Below are 17,497 nucleotides of genomic sequence, written 5' to 3'. Positions count from 1 at the left end.
ACCTTACCTTATCTTAGTTACTGCTGTTTTCTTGGCACGATGGTAAACCATTCAATAAAGAGCGCCAATCTTCACGTTCTTTTTGGCCCTCCTTGCGTACGCCAAAGAATTGAATAATCATCTCATCATCTTTATCGAAAACTTCAAGTGAGTTGACATACCCATCAATTGTAGGTTTGCGAACACGCCATACCTTCTTGATTCCAGAAACGAGTAAATGGAGGTGAAATTTCTGATCGAGAACATTAAGCCAAGGTCCCATTTGCTTAATATTCTTTACTTGCCCAGTGAAAATTTGGATACATCCTTTATTTCCAACAAAACACATAATTGGTAACTCTTCTTGTGCAACTTGTTTGAGCATCATCTCAACAGCTTCTATTTTTAACTCATCGGCAAATTCATCTCCGGCATGTTTTACAGCATTATGTCGATTAATTTTCAGTTCAGAAATAATTCCATGAAGTTGATGCACATCAGTCATCTGTCGCCAACGATCTCGGAACTTTTCAACATCTAGTTTTGCCGTATCACATTGTACTGGAGTAGGAGCGGGAGAAATATCAAGTGTGGGTGATTGATCGTCATGAAGCAACTTTTCAACAAGTGCAGCCCATTCTTCCATATTTGTTGCGTCTTGAGAATAGAGTTTGAAAATAGCAATGCCATACTGATCAAAAAATTGCAGACTTTTCATAGGTGTTCCGAGAATAGTCACGTCATGCTCGAAACCAAACTTCCACTGTTTTGAAAAAATACGCAAGTCAATTTCACCGAGTGTTATCGGAATATGCTGACTTTGAACAATCTTCTCAAAACATCCTGTTATTTCATGGACAGCATTTTCATTCCGTGTTAATGCCATGACTATTCCAAGTTTAGGAGCACTTTCCAAGAGAGTAGCGACATCAGCGCGTAGTTTTTTTGCTTTTCCAATCGTACAATAAGCCGCAATGAGTTCTGCTTCGGATATACCAATAGAGTCCGCGAAATCGCGGTTACGCATTTCTTTTTTTTCTTCACGCAAGCGAATAATCATTTCGGCTGTGTATGACATGGGCTTATCCTTATGTTACCTGTTTAAAGGTTAATTGTTTAATTTTAAAACTCAAAAACAGTGAGTTGAACCACTATCAACTAATGGTTCAACTCACCACCAAAAAAGCCCTTATTTTATCAACAATAGAACAATAAAAATCGATAAATTACAAAGAGTTAAAGCGCAAACTTCAAAATTTGTTGTTTAAAGAACAATGAGAACAGAAACGCAATAATTTATTTTTTATCGATATAACCTTTTTAATTGATCTAATGATTAACAAAAGTGACTAAAATTTTTGCACGAACGAAACTTTAAAGTTGCGACCAGGCTGACTATAATAATCCTTCGGTGTTGAGCCGTCATCGGAAGGAAGATCTGATACATTCCAATATTTTTGATTGAACAGATTATAAACACCAGCCCTTATAACAGGACCCTTTTCACCAAATGGCTTCAACCAACCTGACACATCAATAATATTATAACCTGGAATTTTTTGATAGTCCGATTCCTTAGCAACTTTATCACGTTTGGCAGATGAGGTAAGCACGACGTCTGCTCCCCAAATTTCTTTTGCATATCCGATCCCAGCAATCACTTTTAAAGCTGGAATTGAGTTAAGATATTCATCTTTATCAAGATCCTTTCCTTGCGAATAGGTAAGAGAAAAATTGCTATGGAATCCATCATTAAGAGCCAAATGTATTTTTGCTTCAGCACCATAAATACGCACATTTGCAAGATTTCTATAATGGCGACGTTTCAATTTGTATTCCTCTGATGGCCCTATATCCACAGTATCTATGAAGTCCTTGTATTGATTAAAAAAGGCACTGAGTGAACCACCAAAATTTCCATTTCCATACCTTATGCCAACATCATACCCATTGCTCGTTTCTGCTTTTAGATCAGGGTTGCCCTTCGAGTAATAAGCAGGAGGTTTCATATAAGAGACGTAAAGTTCTGCAATACGTGGTGCGCGAAAAGCCTGTGCCCATTGAGCATAAAGTGTTACTTGATCACGAACATCCCACTCCACACGTAATTTGGGAGAAAAACGTGAACCATTTCTTTCTGGAGGAAATTTGTCAGAAAGCAGAGTTTTCTCATAAGAAGACGTTTTCTGAGGGACATACTTATACCAATCATAACGAATTCCAGGTGTGATACGGAAATGGTTATCAGCAAAGCCAATTTCATCTTCGAAAACAAAACCCAAATTATAGCCATTTGTATCTGGTGAATCTGACCGATTAGCGGGCACAAAGAGGCACCCCCGTGCATTTTCCGGCAAGTGACAATTATCTTTCCCGAACAAATAATGATGAAACTTAGATGACAAGACATTAGCGGCAAGCTTTAACGTATGATCTACAGTGCCAATATGAACTTTCTTGAGAGCATCAGCATTGAAACCATAATTGGTATTACGCAAAAAATTATCTCTCAAAAAATCCCCTTTGGGTGCCCGAACACGAAATGAAGTCCTAATATCATGACTTGACTGTCTTTGCCAATAAATCTGTCCACGAAACGCATCAAAAATAGCATCTTCATTGCCGTTATAGTCATAAGAAAGAGAAAGGCGTTCACGGAGTTTGTCGTCCTTGTCATAAACGGAACCACGGGCATAATATCTTTCAGAAGCATTCAATGAATGTGTATCAATATTGTGACCAAAACGCTCTGCTGTAAAACCAAGTCGGTGATTGTCATCAAGGTATTGGTGAATTTTAAAGAGCAAATTGTTTTGGTCAAAATGAGCAGGGTTTTTACGTGTGCGCTCTTCATAGCCTTCTAGGGTTCCCATATTTTTGCGCTCATGACCTTCCGCATAAGAACCTTGGAAAAGCAAAAACGTTTGTTGAGCACGCATTGCAACAGCTTGATCTACGTGCCAACTATTATCAACAGAATGATAACCACTTCTTATAAGACCACCCCAATTTTTTCCTTCTGTGATAAGATCTTCAGGATCAAGGGTACGCAACGCAACAACTCCTCCCAGTGCACCAGATCCATAAAGACTAGAATCCGGTCCCTGAATCACATCAAGTGTGGAAAGCGCACTAAAGTCAAACATTGTGTTACCACTGTTATTACGCAATATATCATTGAACCATGGAAGAACAATACCATCCACTGTTGTGAGAACACGGTTTGCTTCTAAACCACGAATGACAAAACTGTTATTGCTTGGGCTATACCCCACGGTTGGATAAAGACGACTAATATCATAGGCATCAGTTATTTGTTTCTCACGAATATCCTTCGCGGTTTTCCGATCTGTCAGAATAGTGACCGAATCCAAGGCCGTCCCTATTTTTTTCTCTTCAATAACAATTGGTTTGAGTTCAGTGACAGCACCTCCATCTTTATTTCGTGCAAAAACAAATGAAGGTATACAGACCGATAATGCACTTAAAATCACACAGCTTTTATAGATATTTTTTCGTCTTATTTGCATAACACATCACAACCTTTTTAAACATCCCCTCTCTGTTTTGAAATTTTATTTACATACAAAAAGGCTGGACCCGCTGATTAAAACTTGCCAGCCAAGCAGAAATGATTTTGCCAACAAGACAAAATCACTAGAAAACCATATTAAACATGACAAAATCAGTCAAGAAAAAAGTTGCAATTTCAAAATAGCCTGTTTTAATGAGATTCACACCAATATTAAGCTTAAAATAGCGGCAGAAGAAACGATGAATTTTGAAAATACGACGCAATTATTAACTCTTTGGATTGGTGCATTTGTTGGAGCTTTATTTTTGCATGTATTATTGGGAGCGCAGTTTTATTTTCAAAGTACGGGTGTAAGTAATGGCTTGCTCTCGTCGGAGATTATGCTGACTTTTGTGCAAGAAACTATCTATCCGGATGTTGATACAGACTTATCAGATATTCATGCAGAGTCGGATATTAATACAGAGCCAAAAGTATTACAGTCTGATCTTTTAGAGAAGGAGTCAGAGGAATTGGAATCCGTGGATGAAGTTCAATCGGAAGAGCCTCAGCATATGGTAGAACAAGATGACTTAAAGTCTTTGGAAGAACCCCTTCCTCAAAAAGTGGAGCATAAAGCGTTTATCAAAAAAACAATACCGATGCCAAAGGCTGTAGTAAAGCGCTCCAATGCAAAGGCGGTACGTTCTTCTTCCACCAACAAGGGCGTCAGTACAGCAGGGCTTGAAGATATGTTGTTAATGGAGTGGTTAGCAAAGGTACAGTCACAATTAGAAAGGCAAAAAAATTATATTGTGGGACAGCGTACCAGTCGTGCAAAAGGAACGGTGAAGTTAGAATTTATGGTGCATAAGCAGGGGAGTATTTTTTCTAGTCGTGTAGCAGTCTCTGCTGGTAATCCGGAACTTGATCGATTAGCGATGGCGGCACTTCAACGCGTTGGTTCTTTTCCACCACCACCACCATCAAAAGTGAATAAAATAATCAGAGTATCCCTGATATTTAGCTGATTTTTTATATAGGGCGTTTATTCTTATAATATATTGATTTATAATAATTATTTACAGTTTGAATAAAAGTTAAAATATAGTTCGTTCGATTTTTTTGACGTTGTGTCAATCAAAACCATCCGCTTACTTATGACACAAGTTGAAGGGGGAGTATGGGTAAAAAACTTCTAAAAAGCAGTGAATATACTTCTTATGAATGTTCTAAATGAAAGGGCTGTTGCAACATTGGGAGTTAAGGGATGATAGAGCTATAGCTTTTATTCAGTAAAGGTTAATCGTGTCTCATCGATTTTTATACCATTCGTGAGAGGATTTTCGTAAATACTTTTCAGATACACCGTTGTGAAATGGACTTAGAAACATTAAAATAAAACAAGAATATAAATAAGAAAAACATACTATTTTGAGATGCTCTGTTTTGTGTGAAGGATGTGAGCTTATATGTAAAAATGGGAAAAAAAAGCAAAGCTTTATCTTCATCATTAAAAGATATTGACATATTTAAAAGTCGTAAACCCGAATGAAAAGGGAAGGGGTAGAAGGGAATTGTTTGTCTTTAAGGCTTTCTAACTCAATGAGTCTGTCTTTCTGTTATCAGAGATAATCCAAACGATATACATAATAACGTACTCTTATTTGGTATAGAAATGTTATAAGCAGAACAAAATAGTCTTAAAATATGCTTATGCTATTGTACAAGATTTGAATATTGATACTAATAAGCAACAGTAAAAGAATGACCTATTTGTTTCACTCTTCTCTTATATTTGTAATCATCTATGATATTGTCGTTTATGTTGGGAAGAAATGAACTATTTGTACGACATGTTGATTTATAATGATAATTCATCATTTTGTATTTGAAATAAAAGACCCTAATAGCGTAGGGTTTTCTCATTTTGAATTTATTGATACTGAATCAATTAAAATTACTTGTTTATACATCATAAGCAGGTTGGTATGTGGATACTATTTAAAAAGGAATAAAAATACTTCTTATGAACGCTTTCAAATACTATATGGGAAGTTAAGGCATATTATTTTCGTCGACCAGAAAGCAGGTCGGTTTTTATATCTATTTTCCCAGTGAGTCTTGCTTTGTAGACACCATAATTTTCCATGACACGCATCACGTAATTACGTGTTTCTGTATAAGGAATACGCTCAACCCAATCAATGACGTTATCGAGAGATTGTCCTCGAGGATCGCCATAACGTTTTATCCATTCATTGACACGACGGGGACCCGCATTATAGCCAATAAGAGTTAGTATATAGGATCCATTAAAACGTTCCAATTGTTCATTGAGAAAATGGGCACCTAATGTTGCATTATAATGAGCATCACTGCTAAATTTTTTAGGAGACCATGCGATTGAGTATTTTTTTGCCAATGCTTTTGCTGTTGTAGGAAGCAATTGGAGTATACCTTGTGCACCTGCTTTTGATATGGCTGTTGGATTAAATTCGCTTTCTTGGCGTGCAATGGCATAGATAAGCGATTTTTCTTCTACAGAAATATTAGTAGAAGCTGGTATAGCTCCCAGAGGATGAGAGAGTGCACCGACATTTTTTCCCTGAAAGACAGCCATTTTCCCAATTTTGAGGCTGGTATAATAGTCTCCATTTTTTTCTGCCATAACAGCCAGAAGGGCTAATTCGCCGGGGCTTTCTATTTTTTTTCCGAGCTCTCTATAAAAAATTTTAGCAAAATCAGCATAGCCGGCTGCTTCAAGACGTTGAATTGCTTTGATCGCTTTTCGTGCACTAAAATGTTGTCGCTCAGCAGTTGTTGGTTTGGGAAAGGAAACTTTAAGCTTTTTTTGGTTGAGTCGTGCAGCGGCTAATTGACCGTAGTAAGTTGCACCAAAATGAGCTGCGCGATGAAAGTATTGCTGGGCATTTTTATGTTCTTCTAGCGTTTCTGCTGTTCGTCCCATCCAGTAATATCCACGTGATGCAGAAAAAGGTAAAGAAGAGAGTTGAGGAATACGTGAAAAATGCTGCATTGCCAATTTAGGGTTATGAAGAAACCGTAGTGCGTACCATCCTGCATGAAACTCAGCATCGATAGCTAATGCAGATGTTATACCAGTGTGCATTGCAACGAGTTGATAAGCAATTTTTGGTTTGTTTAAATCGAGCATTTCACGAGAAAGGGCGCGTTGTTCTTTCCACAAAGAATGAGGGTTCATAAGGCGGAATGCATCTTTTGATGTTTTCATCATGAGTGCTGCAGCTGCATTATATTGCTCTGTTCGTCGAAGATGGCGTATTCGAGCAAACTGAAAAAGAGGATCTTTTTGCCATGATCTTTCTACAGCTTTTAATTTTTGTGTAGCTCTAGGATCATTTTTTTCAACGGCCACAAAAGCATCAAAAAGAGATTGAGCATGGGCTAATTTTGCAACGCGTGCTGCTGAATCAAAACGATATGCATACAGCATAAACTGCATGCGTTTCAGATGATCAATAGGTTTTAATGCAGCGCTTGCATTTTTAAGAACAAATATTTCTTCTTTTGCATTAAGCTGTGTTTTATGCCACCATGGCGCAATAACGTGTCGAGCACGAGTGGTTTGTCCCGTTGCAATAAGTGCTTTAGCGAAGAGAGCCATTCCTTGCGCTGTTTGGGGCGGGTGATGAGAAAATTTTTGGATGATTGCGCGTGTGAGGTTGGTTTCGTTAAGAAAAGCACGTTCAGCATTGCGTTGCATCGTTTCTATACCGGGCCATCCTTTTAGCATGTTGATTGCATTAAATATTTCAGAACTTGGTATATTAGCTTGGTTTGATATCCCCAGCGCCCATGTCAAAATATGACGATCAAGGCTATTTTTTTCCATTGAATTACGAAGGTTTATTGTTTTTGCAATATTGTTGTTTGCTAGTGCATCTAGCCCAGCTTTCAGTTGCTGAAGTGTAGCAGTATTGTGTGATGTCGTGTGTATCTGTTGAAGAGGCTCTTGAGCTCTTTTTTCGGGAAAGGGAGTAGGGCGCACCAAAGGGATTGGCGCTTTCCCGTGCAAAAGAGGTGTTTGCGCGGATGCACTTGAAAATAAAATGCTTATTGCCAGTATAAGTGCAGTAAAGGTTGATACGAAAAGAGAGGTGGAAAATACACGCATAGAGAAAAGACCTTGAGACCTTGCTTTTTGTAAAAACTTAAGGATTTATAGAACACAAGCATGAAAAACGCGTTAATATAGACGGTTTATTTTAAACAAATGTGCAACATTTAAGGAGGGACATTTTCATCTTATGAGGGCTTTTTTTGAAATTCATCTTGCTTCAATGATAGAGCAAGATTATGCTCTATTTAAAATTTATAAAAGGCGATTATTAAAAAAATAAAAGCGAATATTATAGGGAGTTTATCATGCTCAAGGGAGCTATAACTGCGCTTATTACACCGTTTGATAATAAGGGCGCAATTGATGAGAAGGCGTTTTGTGATTTTATTGAATGGCAGATCACACAAGGGATTAACGGTGTAAGCCCAGTTGGGACAACCGGTGAATCAGCAACGTTAAGTCATGAAGAACATAAGCGGATTATAGAATTGTGTGTTGAGCAGGTCGCAAAGCGTGTTCCTGTTGTTGCTGGAGCGGGATCAAATAGCACAAGTGAGGCTGTAGAGCTTGCACAATACGCGCAAAAAGCTGGTGCAGATGCAGTTTTGGTTGTCACTCCCTATTATAATAGACCAAATCAATCTGGTTTATACAAACATTTTTCTTCCATTGCCAAAGCTGTTTCTATTCCGATTATAATTTATAATATTCCTGGTCGTTCTGTTATCGATATGGCTGTGGAAACGATGAAAGACCTTTATCAAGATTTTAAAAATATCATTGGTGTAAAAGATGCAACGAGCAGAATTGAACGCGTTAGTGAACAACGTGAAAAGTGTGGGAAGGATTTTGTACAGCTTTCCGGTGATGATTGTACAGCGTTAGGTTTTAATGCACATGGAGGTATGGGGTGTATTTCAGTTTCCTCCAATGTTGCTCCAAAGCTGTGTGCAGAGCTTCAAGCTGCTTGTTTTCGTGGTGATTATAAAACAGCACGAGAATTAAATGATCGCTTGATGCCTCTTAATCGTGCTGTGTTTATTGAGCCTAGTCCAGCGGGTATTAAATATGCTGCTGCAAAATTAGGATTTTGTGGTGATACTGTGCGTTCTCCGATTGTTCCATTAACAGAAAGAACAAAGAAGATTATTGATGCAGCCCTCAGTCATGCTGGTATTTTAAAAGCATAAAATGATATTGACAAAGCCATGAATAAAAAAAAGAACGCGCCCGTACGGAAAATAATTGCTGACAATCGTAAAGCACGTTTTAATTTTGAAATCCTTAATAATCTCGAGGCCGGTCTTGTCCTTCAGGGAGCGGAAGTAAAGTCCTTACGTTCTAATCATGCCAATATTGCTGAAAGCTATGCGAGTTTTGAGAATGGGGAATTATGGTTAGTAAACAGCTATATTCCTGAATATACGCAGGCTAATCGTTTTAATCATGAACCGCGACGTTTGCGCAAGTTATTACTTTCAAAACGTGAGATGGCACGTTTTTTTAATGCAACGTCTCGTGAAGGAATGACACTTGTTCCTCTTAAACTTTATTTTAATGAACGAGGGCGTGTTAAGTTGGAGATTGCTCTAGCGCGGGGAAAAAAGCTTCATGATAAGCGCGAAACGGAAAAAAAACGCGATTGGGGACGTGAAAAAGCAAGACTTTTAAAAAGATATGGATGACGGATGCGATTTAGATATCCTTTATTTATAGCGCTGGTTTAAAACAGTTTTAGCATTGGTCTAAGTATGTTTTTGCTGCTTGAAAAATTTGGTGAAACATGGCGTCTGTCAAGCGTCCAGTATTTGTATTATAACGAGAACAGTGATAGCTCGAAAAGATGCGTAATCTGCCGATGTTATTAATTTCGCCGTGTCCAAAAGGATGAGCTAAAACTTTTGCATTAAGGGCACGTATCGTTGAATGGTGCGCAATGGTGCCTAAGGTAATAACGGCTTTAAGTTTGGGAAGATTTGTTAAAAGAGGTGAAAAGAAATAGCGGCATGTGTTAATTTCTGCACCGGTGGGTTTATTTTCTGGGGGAACACAACGAACAGAGTTGACGATTGCTGCATCAATCAGTTCAAGAGTATCGTCTGCTCTTTCTTCAAAGGTTCCTTGGGCAAAACCAAATTTTTTTAAAGTTGAATAAAGTAAGTGCCCAGCATAATCACCAGTGAATGGACGTCCAGTTCGATTTGCACCGCGTAATCCAGGAGCAAGCCCAACAATAAGCAGGCGCGTTGTGTCTGCTCCTTTATAAGGAAAAAAGGGGCGCACCGGTGCGTTGTACCAACTTGGTTCTTTTACACGCCAGTCAGCGATAAACTGATGGAGCCTAGGACATAAATTGCAATTTTTGGGCGGTTCTGGGCAAAGTGATGTTAATTGGCTATTCATGGTGTTAGGCATCAATCGTTTTTTCTATTTTTTTGAATCTTTTATAGCGTATATGACGGGTTATGTTTTGAGAAACAATCTATAATGAATATAAATAAAATTTAATATAAACTTATTGCTAATTATTATGTAAAGAGAGGTAATCTTTCAGTAATTTATTCGATGAATAAGAGTGCAATACACATGATGTTCAAAGAAAAAAGTTCTCTCTTTAAATAAAGATATTATCATAAAAAGTATGCATAAGGCTGCCGTTATTGCAAAGGATTTTAAACAGCTGATATTCCTTTTAAAAGGAGGAAGACTACAGACAAGCATTTTGTCAAGAAAGACCTCCCTTTGTTTGAAGCCAATCTATTGGAATGCTTTTAAGAGCAGCTTTGATAACGAGCATGAATAGGTTATACATTTTTATAAATTTTCTAAGAATTTTCTTAAATAAGTTCTTTAATCAAAAAATATAAAAGTTTTTGTTGTTTTTCTTGTGTTTTATTTTGATTATTGTATATACTTCCCTATCCGCTATTAAATTTTTTTATTTGAGAAAGAGGCATAAATGGCCCGCGTAACGGTAGAAGATTGTATTGATAAAGTTGACAACCGCTTTGAATTGGTACTTTTAGCAGGTCATCGGGCGCGTCAGATTTCACAAGGAGCGCAGATTACGGTTGATCGTGATAATGATAAAAATCCAGTTGTTGCTTTGCGTGAAATAGCAGAAGAAACATTGTCGCCTGCTGATTTAAAGGAAGACCTTATTCATTCGCTGCAAAAACATGTGGAAGTAGATGAGCCAGAAATGGCAAGTGAATTTATTACCCATTCAGGTGAAGCTGAAAGTGTTTTTAATACGTCGTCGCAAGAAGAAGCTACTTCATTTGATCATATGTCAGAAGAAGAGCTTTTAGCGGGTATTGAAGGTTTGGTTGTTCCAGAAAAAAGTGACGATTATTAATTGCAGCAATTTATATTACAGGAGTAAAGATACCTTGTCTGTAAGGAGCAGTTATTTTTCTTGTCTTTTATTGATAAGATGTGTTCAATAAGGATTAGGGATGTGAAAAGATAAAGGATATGCTCGTATGATGCGTCAGTGTGAGCTTGTTGGACGTGTTCAACGTTACAAGTCTGACGTAGATGAGGCTCTTTTAAACAGGGCCTATGATTATGCAATGAGAAAGCATGCACATCAAAAGCGTGCTTCGGGCGATCTTTATTTTTCTCATCCTTTAGAAGTTGCTGCTATTTTGACAGATATGCGGTTGGATGAGGCAACGATTGCTGTTGCTCTTTTGCATGATACAATTGAAGATACAAGCGCTACACGAGCAGAAATTGATCAGCTTTTTGGTTCTGAAATTGGCAAGTTGGTTGAAGGACTTACAAAACTTAATAAGCTTGATCTTGTATCAAAGAAAGCCGTACAGGCAGAAAATCTTCGTAAACTCCTTATTGCCATTTCTGATGATGTTCGTGTTCTTTTAGTCAAACTTGCTGATCGTCTTCATAATATGCGCACCCTTGGTGTTATGCGTGATGAGAAGCGCCGGCGAATTGCTGAGGAGACGATGGATATTTATGCGCCGCTTGCTGGTCGTATGGGTATGCAGGATATGCGCGAGGAATTAGAAGATCTCTCTTTCTTTTATTTAAATCCAGAAGGTTATCGTACGATTACCAATCGTCTTTCTGAGTTATCAAAACGCAATCGTGATTTGCTTTCCACAATTGAAAACGAGTTGACAAAACTTTTTTTCGAGCATGGCATTAAAGCGAATGTTAAAAGCCGTCAGAAAAAGTCGTATTCCGTCTTTCGCAAAATGGAAAGCAAGGCGCTCTCTTTTGAACAATTATCCGATATTTTTGGATTTCGTGTGATTGTTGAAACAGTGGATGATTGTTATCGCGCTCTTGGTGTTATTCATACGACTTGGCCAATGGTTCCAGGTCGTTTTAAAGATTATATTTCTATACCAAAGCAGAATGATTATCGTTCCATTCATACAACGATTGTGGGACCATCGCGACAACGTGTTGAATTGCAGATTAGAACTGCTGCTATGGATGAAATTGCTGAATATGGCGTTGCGGCACATTCCATTTATAAAGAGCAAGGTTCTAATTATTCGGCTTCGAGGTTATCAAATGAAACAAATGCGTATGCATGGTTGCGCCAAACGATTCAATCTTTGTCAGATGGAGATAATCCGGAAGAATTTTTAGAACACACAAAGCTTGAGCTTTTTCAAGATCAAGTTTTTTGTTTTACGCCGAAAGGTCGATTAATTGCTTTTCCTAAAGGAGCTACGCCTATTGATTTTGCTTATGCCGTCCATACAGACATCGGTGATTCTTGTGTGGGTGTGAAAATCAATGGTCGTATTATGCCTTTAATGACCAAATTAAAAAATGGTGATGAGGTTGATATTATTCGTTCACACGCTCAAATTCCGCCAGCTGCGTGGGAATTTCTTGTTGTCACAGGTAAAGCACGTTCAGCTATTCGACGAGCAAGTCGTGCCGCGGTACGTAAACAATATTCGGGTTTAGGATATCGTATTCTCGAGCGTTCATTTGAATATATGGGAAAACAATTTTCAAAAGACGTTTTGAAGAAAGTTTTGCCACGTTTAGCACGTAAAGATGTAGAGGATGTATTGGCGGCTGTTGGGCGTGGAGAGCTGTTTTCCGCTGATGTGATTAAAGCGGTTTATCCTGATTATCAAGATCACCGTGTGGTACAAAAGTCATCTTTTAAGTCTGGGGAAGAAGGTTGGTTTAATATTGAGAATGCCCAAGGTATGATTTTTAAAGTTCCAGAAAATGAAAAGAATGCAATGGTCGAGAATCATCAATCTAAAGCATTGCCTATTAGAGGAACCCGTGGAGATATACCCGTACGTTTTTCACCGGAAGGAGCAGTACCTGGAGATCGGATTGTTGGTATTATGCAGCCTGGGGCTGGGATCGTTATTTATCCAATACAGTCTTCAGCTTTGATGGCGTATGATGATCAGCCAGAACGATGGATTGATGTCCGCTGGGATATTGATGCCCAAATGAATGAACGTTTTCCTGCACGGATAAATATTTTGGTTGTAAATAGTCCTGGTTCTTTGGCTGAAATTACACAAATAATTTCTGCTAACGATGCCAATATCCAAAATTTATCTTTTATCCGTACAGCACCGGATTTTACAGAAATTATGATTGATTTGGAAGTGTGGGATTTAAAACATTTGAATCGTATTTTTTCTCAGTTAAAAGAGGCAGGTTCAGTAAGTACAGTACGGCGGGTTCATGGATAAAAAGAAAGATTTTGCAATGAATACACAAGATGTCATTGATATTTTTAAACAAGCAGATGCTATTCTAGAAGGGCATTTTATTTTAACATCGGGGCGCCATAGTGCGACTTATATGCAAAAAGCGAAAGTATTCATGCATGCTGACTTGACGGAAAAGTTATGTCGTGGGTTGGCTGAAAAAATCAAAAAATCTATCGAGGGAGAAATTGATTATGTTGTGGGTCCCGCAATTGGCGGCCTTATTCCTTCCTATGAAACTTCACGTCACCTTGGTGTTCCTTCTCTTTGGGTAGAGCGTGTAAATGGCATCTTTGAATTGCGTCGTTTTGAAATCAAGAAGGGGGCACGGGTTGTTATTGTCGAAGATATTGTGACAACGGGTCTTTCCATTCGTGAGACTATTGAGGCGCTTGTTGCAGTAGGAGCAGAGGTATTGGCCAGTGCATGTATCCTTGATCGTTCTGGTGGTAAGGTCAATGTTGGAGTTCCATTGATTGCGCTTGCTGAATATGAGATAACCTCTTATACTAGTGATGCACTTCCTGCAGAGCTTTCTGTCCTTCCAGCGATTAAACCAGGCAGTCGAAATATTTAATTGTCTTTCTGTTTTTTTTTGTGCAAAAGCTTAAAAAGATTAATTTGGATGATATAGATTATTTCATCATCAAAAGATGTATATTGAGAGTCATATGCTTTTTCGTAGTCGAGAACCAATAGATTTTGTAACGCGTATTCGACTTTGGTTATGGCCACGTCGTTCATTTTCTCGCTCATTTTGCTACATACATAAACGTATTTTGCGTATATCAGCAACACCGCATGAAGTAGCATTAGGGGTTGCTGTTGGCATTTTTTTAGCTTGTTCCCCTTTCTTTGGGTTGCATATTATTTTGGCAATATTTTTATCTTGGCTTTTGCGTGCAAACTTTGCTGCCGCAATCATTGGGACGATTTTTTCTAATCCACTCACATTTTTATTGATTGTCATGGCTGATTATAAAGTAGGGTATTTTTGTTTATCACTTTTTAGCGATGTCAAAGAGATTTCTCTTTCGCAAATTCGTGCTCTATTTAATGGTTTGACATTGTCAAATCTCTCTCTCCTCTTTAAAGGCGCATGGGACACAATTATGAGTCCTATGATTTTAGGTGGAACTCTTTTAGGTATTGTTTTTGGTAGTTTATCTTATATAGGTGTTTACAGAGCAACGGTTCGTTTTAAACAAAAGCGATATCAAAAGATTATAAAAAAAAGGCGTTTAAAGAAGCGTTCATCGTAAGAAAGATCGGGTAATATGGTATGATTGTTGGTCTTGGAAATGATCTGGTTGATATACGACGTATTGAGAAAATATTGGTTCGTTATGGTGAGCGTTTTACCCAACGTATTTTTACGGATATTGAAAGGAATAGATCCAAAGATCTCAAAAAAAGCTCCTCTTCCTATGCAAAAAGATTTGCTGCTAAAGAAGCATGCGCTAAAGCCTTAGGAACGGGAATTGCTTGTGGTATCAATTGGAAAGACATGGGGGTCGTTAATTTGCCATCTGGTAAACCAATAATGCAATTAACAAATTGTGCGCAAGTGCAACTTCAAAAGTTATTACCTCCTCATCATGATGCAGTTATTCATCTTAGCATAACAGATGATTTTCCTTGGGCACAGGCGTTTGTTATTATCGAAGCACTTCCACGTGGATAGATGGTGTGAGAGATTGTGCTTTTGTTATTTGAATATTATGATGAAAAAAAATTATATCTGTGATGAGAAGGCAGTTGGTGATGATCCAAAAAGATAAAGTGCATAAAAAAGAAAAAAAAGGTGGGGTTCGTGAATTTATTTCTGTTTTAGTACAGGCTCTGCTTTTAGCAGCAGTTATTCGGACACTTTTTTTCCAGCCTTTTAGTATTCCTTCCGGTTCAATGCGTCCTACTTTGTTGGTGGGAGATTATCTGTTTGTTTCTAAGTATGCATATGGGTATTCTCGTTTTTCCATCCCCTTTTCTCCTCCTCTTTTTTCTGGACGAATTTGGGCATCTCAACCTCAACGTGGAGATGTGGTCGTTTTTCGCTTACCAAGTAATCCGAAGATTGATTATATAAAACGCGTTATTGGGCTACCAGGTGATCGTATACAAGTCCGTCAAAGTATTCTTTATATTAATGATGAGGCTGTTTCACGTCACTTTATGGGGGAGATTGATAATTCTGATATAACAGAGGTTAATTATCCTGTTGAGGTTTATCGCGAGACAATGCCTAACGGTGTCAGTTATGATACACTTGATTTAGCTTTCATCCCGAAAGTCGATGATACAAAAGTCTTTGAAGTTCCTCAAGGACATTACTTTATGATGGGAGATAACCGCGACAATTCAGATGATAGTCGTTTAGATGTAGGCTATGTTCCAGAAGAAAATCTTATTGGTCGCGCGAGCGTGATTTTCTTTTCTATCAGTAACGGTTCAAGTGCTTGGCAGGTTTGGCGCTGGCCATTTGATGTGCGTTGGAAGCGTTTGTTTTCTTTCATAAATACGGTTCATGATTTGCCGCTTATCAAGCAAGGAAACAACGATGAAACGTCTAATGATTGATCAGCTTTTCAAGCTGACGGGGCATCGTTTTAAAGATGAAGAGAGGTTAAAGAAGGCATTAACACACTCGAGTGTGCAAGATTCGGAACAGGGGAATTATGAACGACTAGAGTTTCTAGGGGATCGGGTTTTAGGGCTTTTGATTGCAGAAATGCTGTATCAACTTTTTCCTCAGGCAAGTGAAGGTGAATTATCAGTCCGTTTGAATCATCTGGTCAATGCGCAGACATGTGCTGATATTGCGCGTGAAATGAGGCTGCCTGATATGATCCGAGTTGGTTTTGAGATGAAAAATTTCGAGGGGCGTCGACTCATCAATATGCATGCAGATGTCGTGGAAGCTTTGATTGCCGTGATATATCTCGATGGAGGATTGGAAAGCGTTCGCCCTTTTATTCAAAAATATTGGCATAGTCGGGCAAAGAAAATGGATGCTGGTCGGCGTGATGCCAAGACCGAATTACAGGAATGGGCGCATATCCAAGGCAATGCACAACCACATTATCAGGTTATAAAACGTTCAGGTCCAGATCACGATCCTGTTTTTATGGTAGAGGTAAGTATTTCTGGGTTTGCTTCAGAGATTGGGCAGGGAAGCTCCAAAAGATATGCCGAAAGAATGGCAGCTGAAAAAATTTTGCGACGAGAGGGTGTATGGAAAACAGTGGGAAAAAATGATCATGAGTGACGTTATGAAAACGCGTTCTGGGTTTGTTGTGCTTATTGGGATGCCTAATGCCGGTAAATCGACATTGGTTAATCAATTGGTTGGAACAAAGGTTTCAATTGTAACGCATAAGGTACAAACAACACGAACTTTAATCCGCGGTATTGTCATTCATGATGATGTGCAAATTGTGTTGGTCGATACACCGGGTGTTTTTCGTCCCCATAAGCGCTTAGAACGTGCCATGGTCTCTGCTGCTTGGGGAGGGGCTAAGAGCGCGGATGTTCTGCTCGTTTTAATTGACGCTCAAAGTGGTCTTTCGGATGAAGTTGATATGATGTTAGATATTGTAAACAACATGAAACAAGAAAAAGTTCTTGTTCTTAATAAGGTTGATACAGTTGTTAAATCATCTCTTCTAGCGTTAACCACTAAAATAAATGAACGTGTAAAGTTTGCGCAAACATTTATGATTTCTGCTCTAAACGGTTCTGGTTGCAAGGATTTACTTCATGCGTTGAGTAATATGATGCAGGAGGGACCATGGTATTATCCGGAAGATCAAATTTCCGATATGCCCATGCGTCATCTTGCTGCTGAAATTACGCGTGAAAAACTCTTTCTTCGTCTTCATGATGAACTTCCTTATTCCTCAACGGTTGAAACAGAAAACTGGGAAGAGCGTTCAGATGGTTCCGTCAAAATTAATCAAGTTATTTATGTCGAGCGTGAGAGTCAGAAAAAAATTGTCTTAGGAGCAAAAGGCGATACAATTAAGGCGATTGGTCAAGCAGCACGTAAAGAACTTATGGAAATTATGGATCAAAAGGTTCATCTTTTTCTCTTTGTGAAAGTGCGCGATAATTGGGATACTGATCCAGAACGTTATCGCGAAATGGGATTGGATTTTTTAAAATAAGATTTTT

Annotated in this window: 15 protein-coding genes; 11 read left to right on the top strand and 4 right to left on the bottom strand. The window is 38.4% G+C overall.

Annotation, left to right across the window (positions count from 1 at the left end):
- Nucleotides 1-13: 13 nt before the first annotated feature.
- Nucleotides 14-1,057, bottom strand: coding sequence for a hemin-degrading factor (locus tag ACFIJ8_RS00535; protein ID WP_273788427.1), 1,044 nt, complete (start codon nt 1,055-1,057; stop codon nt 14-16).
- A gap of 271 nt (nt 1,058-1,328) precedes the next feature.
- Complete coding sequence (locus ACFIJ8_RS00530) at nt 1,329-3,509, bottom strand: TonB-dependent hemoglobin/transferrin/lactoferrin family receptor (protein WP_375638603.1); 2,181 nt, start codon at nt 3,507-3,509, stop codon at nt 1,329-1,331.
- Between the two features lie 244 nt (nt 3,510-3,753).
- Between ACFIJ8_RS00530 and ACFIJ8_RS00525 the strand changes: the two genes are divergently transcribed.
- Nucleotides 3,754-4,524, top strand: coding sequence for a TonB family protein (locus ACFIJ8_RS00525; protein ID WP_273788429.1), 771 nt, complete (start codon nt 3,754-3,756; stop codon nt 4,522-4,524).
- A 1,037-nt stretch (nt 4,525-5,561) separates the two neighbouring features.
- On the opposite strand, the gene ACFIJ8_RS00520 is transcribed toward ACFIJ8_RS00525, so the two are convergent.
- A complete protein-coding gene (locus tag ACFIJ8_RS00520; protein ID WP_375638601.1) occupies nt 5,562-7,652 on the bottom strand; it encodes a lytic transglycosylase domain-containing protein in 2,091 nt (696 codons plus the stop codon).
- Nucleotides 7,653-7,903: 251 nt separating this feature from the next.
- Between ACFIJ8_RS00520 and dapA the strand changes: the two genes are divergently transcribed.
- Together dapA and smpB are read left to right on the top strand one after the other, a co-directional pair.
- Nucleotides 7,904-8,788 carry a 4-hydroxy-tetrahydrodipicolinate synthase gene (gene dapA, locus ACFIJ8_RS00515; RefSeq protein WP_273788431.1) on the top strand — a complete coding sequence of 295 codons (885 nt, stop codon included), beginning with the start codon at nt 7,904-7,906 and terminating at the stop codon, nt 8,786-8,788.
- An 18-nt stretch (nt 8,789-8,806) separates the two neighbouring features.
- Nucleotides 8,807-9,283, top strand: coding sequence for an SsrA-binding protein SmpB (gene smpB, locus ACFIJ8_RS00510; protein WP_012231306.1), 477 nt, complete (start codon nt 8,807-8,809; stop codon nt 9,281-9,283).
- Nucleotides 9,284-9,332: 49 nt separating this feature from the next.
- Here the strand turns inward: smpB and ACFIJ8_RS00505 are convergent, their stop codons facing one another.
- Nucleotides 9,333-10,001 (bottom strand): uracil-DNA glycosylase, encoded by a 669-nt coding sequence (locus ACFIJ8_RS00505; RefSeq protein WP_026500323.1) that lies wholly within the window; start codon nt 9,999-10,001, stop codon nt 9,333-9,335.
- A 556-nt stretch (nt 10,002-10,557) separates the two neighbouring features.
- Between ACFIJ8_RS00505 and rpoZ the strand changes: the two genes are divergently transcribed.
- The 8 genes from rpoZ to era all read left to right on the top strand — a co-directional run bounded on the left by rpoZ (nt 10,558) and on the right by era (nt 17,490).
- Nucleotides 10,558-10,956, top strand: a complete 399-nt coding sequence (rpoZ, locus tag ACFIJ8_RS00500; protein WP_273788432.1) for a DNA-directed RNA polymerase subunit omega — start codon at nt 10,558-10,560, stop codon at nt 10,954-10,956.
- Between the two features lie 127 nt (nt 10,957-11,083).
- Nucleotides 11,084-13,309, top strand: coding sequence for a bifunctional (p)ppGpp synthetase/guanosine-3',5'-bis(diphosphate) 3'-pyrophosphohydrolase (locus tag ACFIJ8_RS00495; protein ID WP_012754931.1), 2,226 nt, complete (start codon nt 11,084-11,086; stop codon nt 13,307-13,309).
- A gap of 16 nt (nt 13,310-13,325) precedes the next feature.
- Nucleotides 13,326-13,904 (top strand): orotate phosphoribosyltransferase, encoded by a 579-nt coding sequence (pyrE, locus tag ACFIJ8_RS00490; protein WP_375638776.1) that lies wholly within the window; start codon nt 13,326-13,328, stop codon nt 13,902-13,904.
- Between the two features lie 94 nt (nt 13,905-13,998).
- The gene (locus ACFIJ8_RS00485; RefSeq protein ID WP_375638598.1) at nt 13,999-14,589 is read left to right on the top strand and encodes a DUF2062 domain-containing protein; all 591 of its coding nucleotides are present in this window, start codon (nt 13,999-14,001) and stop codon (nt 14,587-14,589) included.
- A 20-nt stretch (nt 14,590-14,609) separates the two neighbouring features.
- On the top strand, nt 14,610-15,011 hold the full coding sequence (gene acpS / locus ACFIJ8_RS00480; RefSeq protein ID WP_375638597.1) for a holo-ACP synthase: 402 nt from the start codon (nt 14,610-14,612) through the stop codon (nt 15,009-15,011).
- Between the two features lie 80 nt (nt 15,012-15,091).
- Nucleotides 15,092-15,904, top strand: a complete 813-nt coding sequence (gene lepB, locus ACFIJ8_RS00475) for a signal peptidase I (protein WP_273788434.1) — start codon at nt 15,092-15,094, stop codon at nt 15,902-15,904.
- Nucleotides 15,885-16,592, top strand: coding sequence for a ribonuclease III (rnc, locus tag ACFIJ8_RS00470; protein WP_012754936.1), 708 nt, complete (start codon nt 15,885-15,887; stop codon nt 16,590-16,592). The genes lepB and rnc overlap by 20 nt, the downstream gene beginning before the upstream one ends.
- Nucleotides 16,585-17,490 carry a GTPase Era gene (gene era / locus ACFIJ8_RS00465; RefSeq protein WP_012754937.1) on the top strand — a complete coding sequence of 302 codons (906 nt, stop codon included), beginning with the start codon at nt 16,585-16,587 and terminating at the stop codon, nt 17,488-17,490. The genes rnc and era overlap by 8 nt, the downstream gene beginning before the upstream one ends.
- Nucleotides 17,491-17,497 lie beyond the last annotated feature (7 nt).

The sequence above is a fragment of the Bartonella sp. MF74HXZ genome (assembly GCF_042194445.1).
Taxonomy (GTDB): Bacteria; Pseudomonadota; Alphaproteobacteria; order Rhizobiales; family Rhizobiaceae; genus Bartonella; species Bartonella grahamii.
The sequence above is the reverse complement of the archived record's forward strand: the minus strand, read 5'-3'. Positions and strand labels throughout refer to the sequence as shown.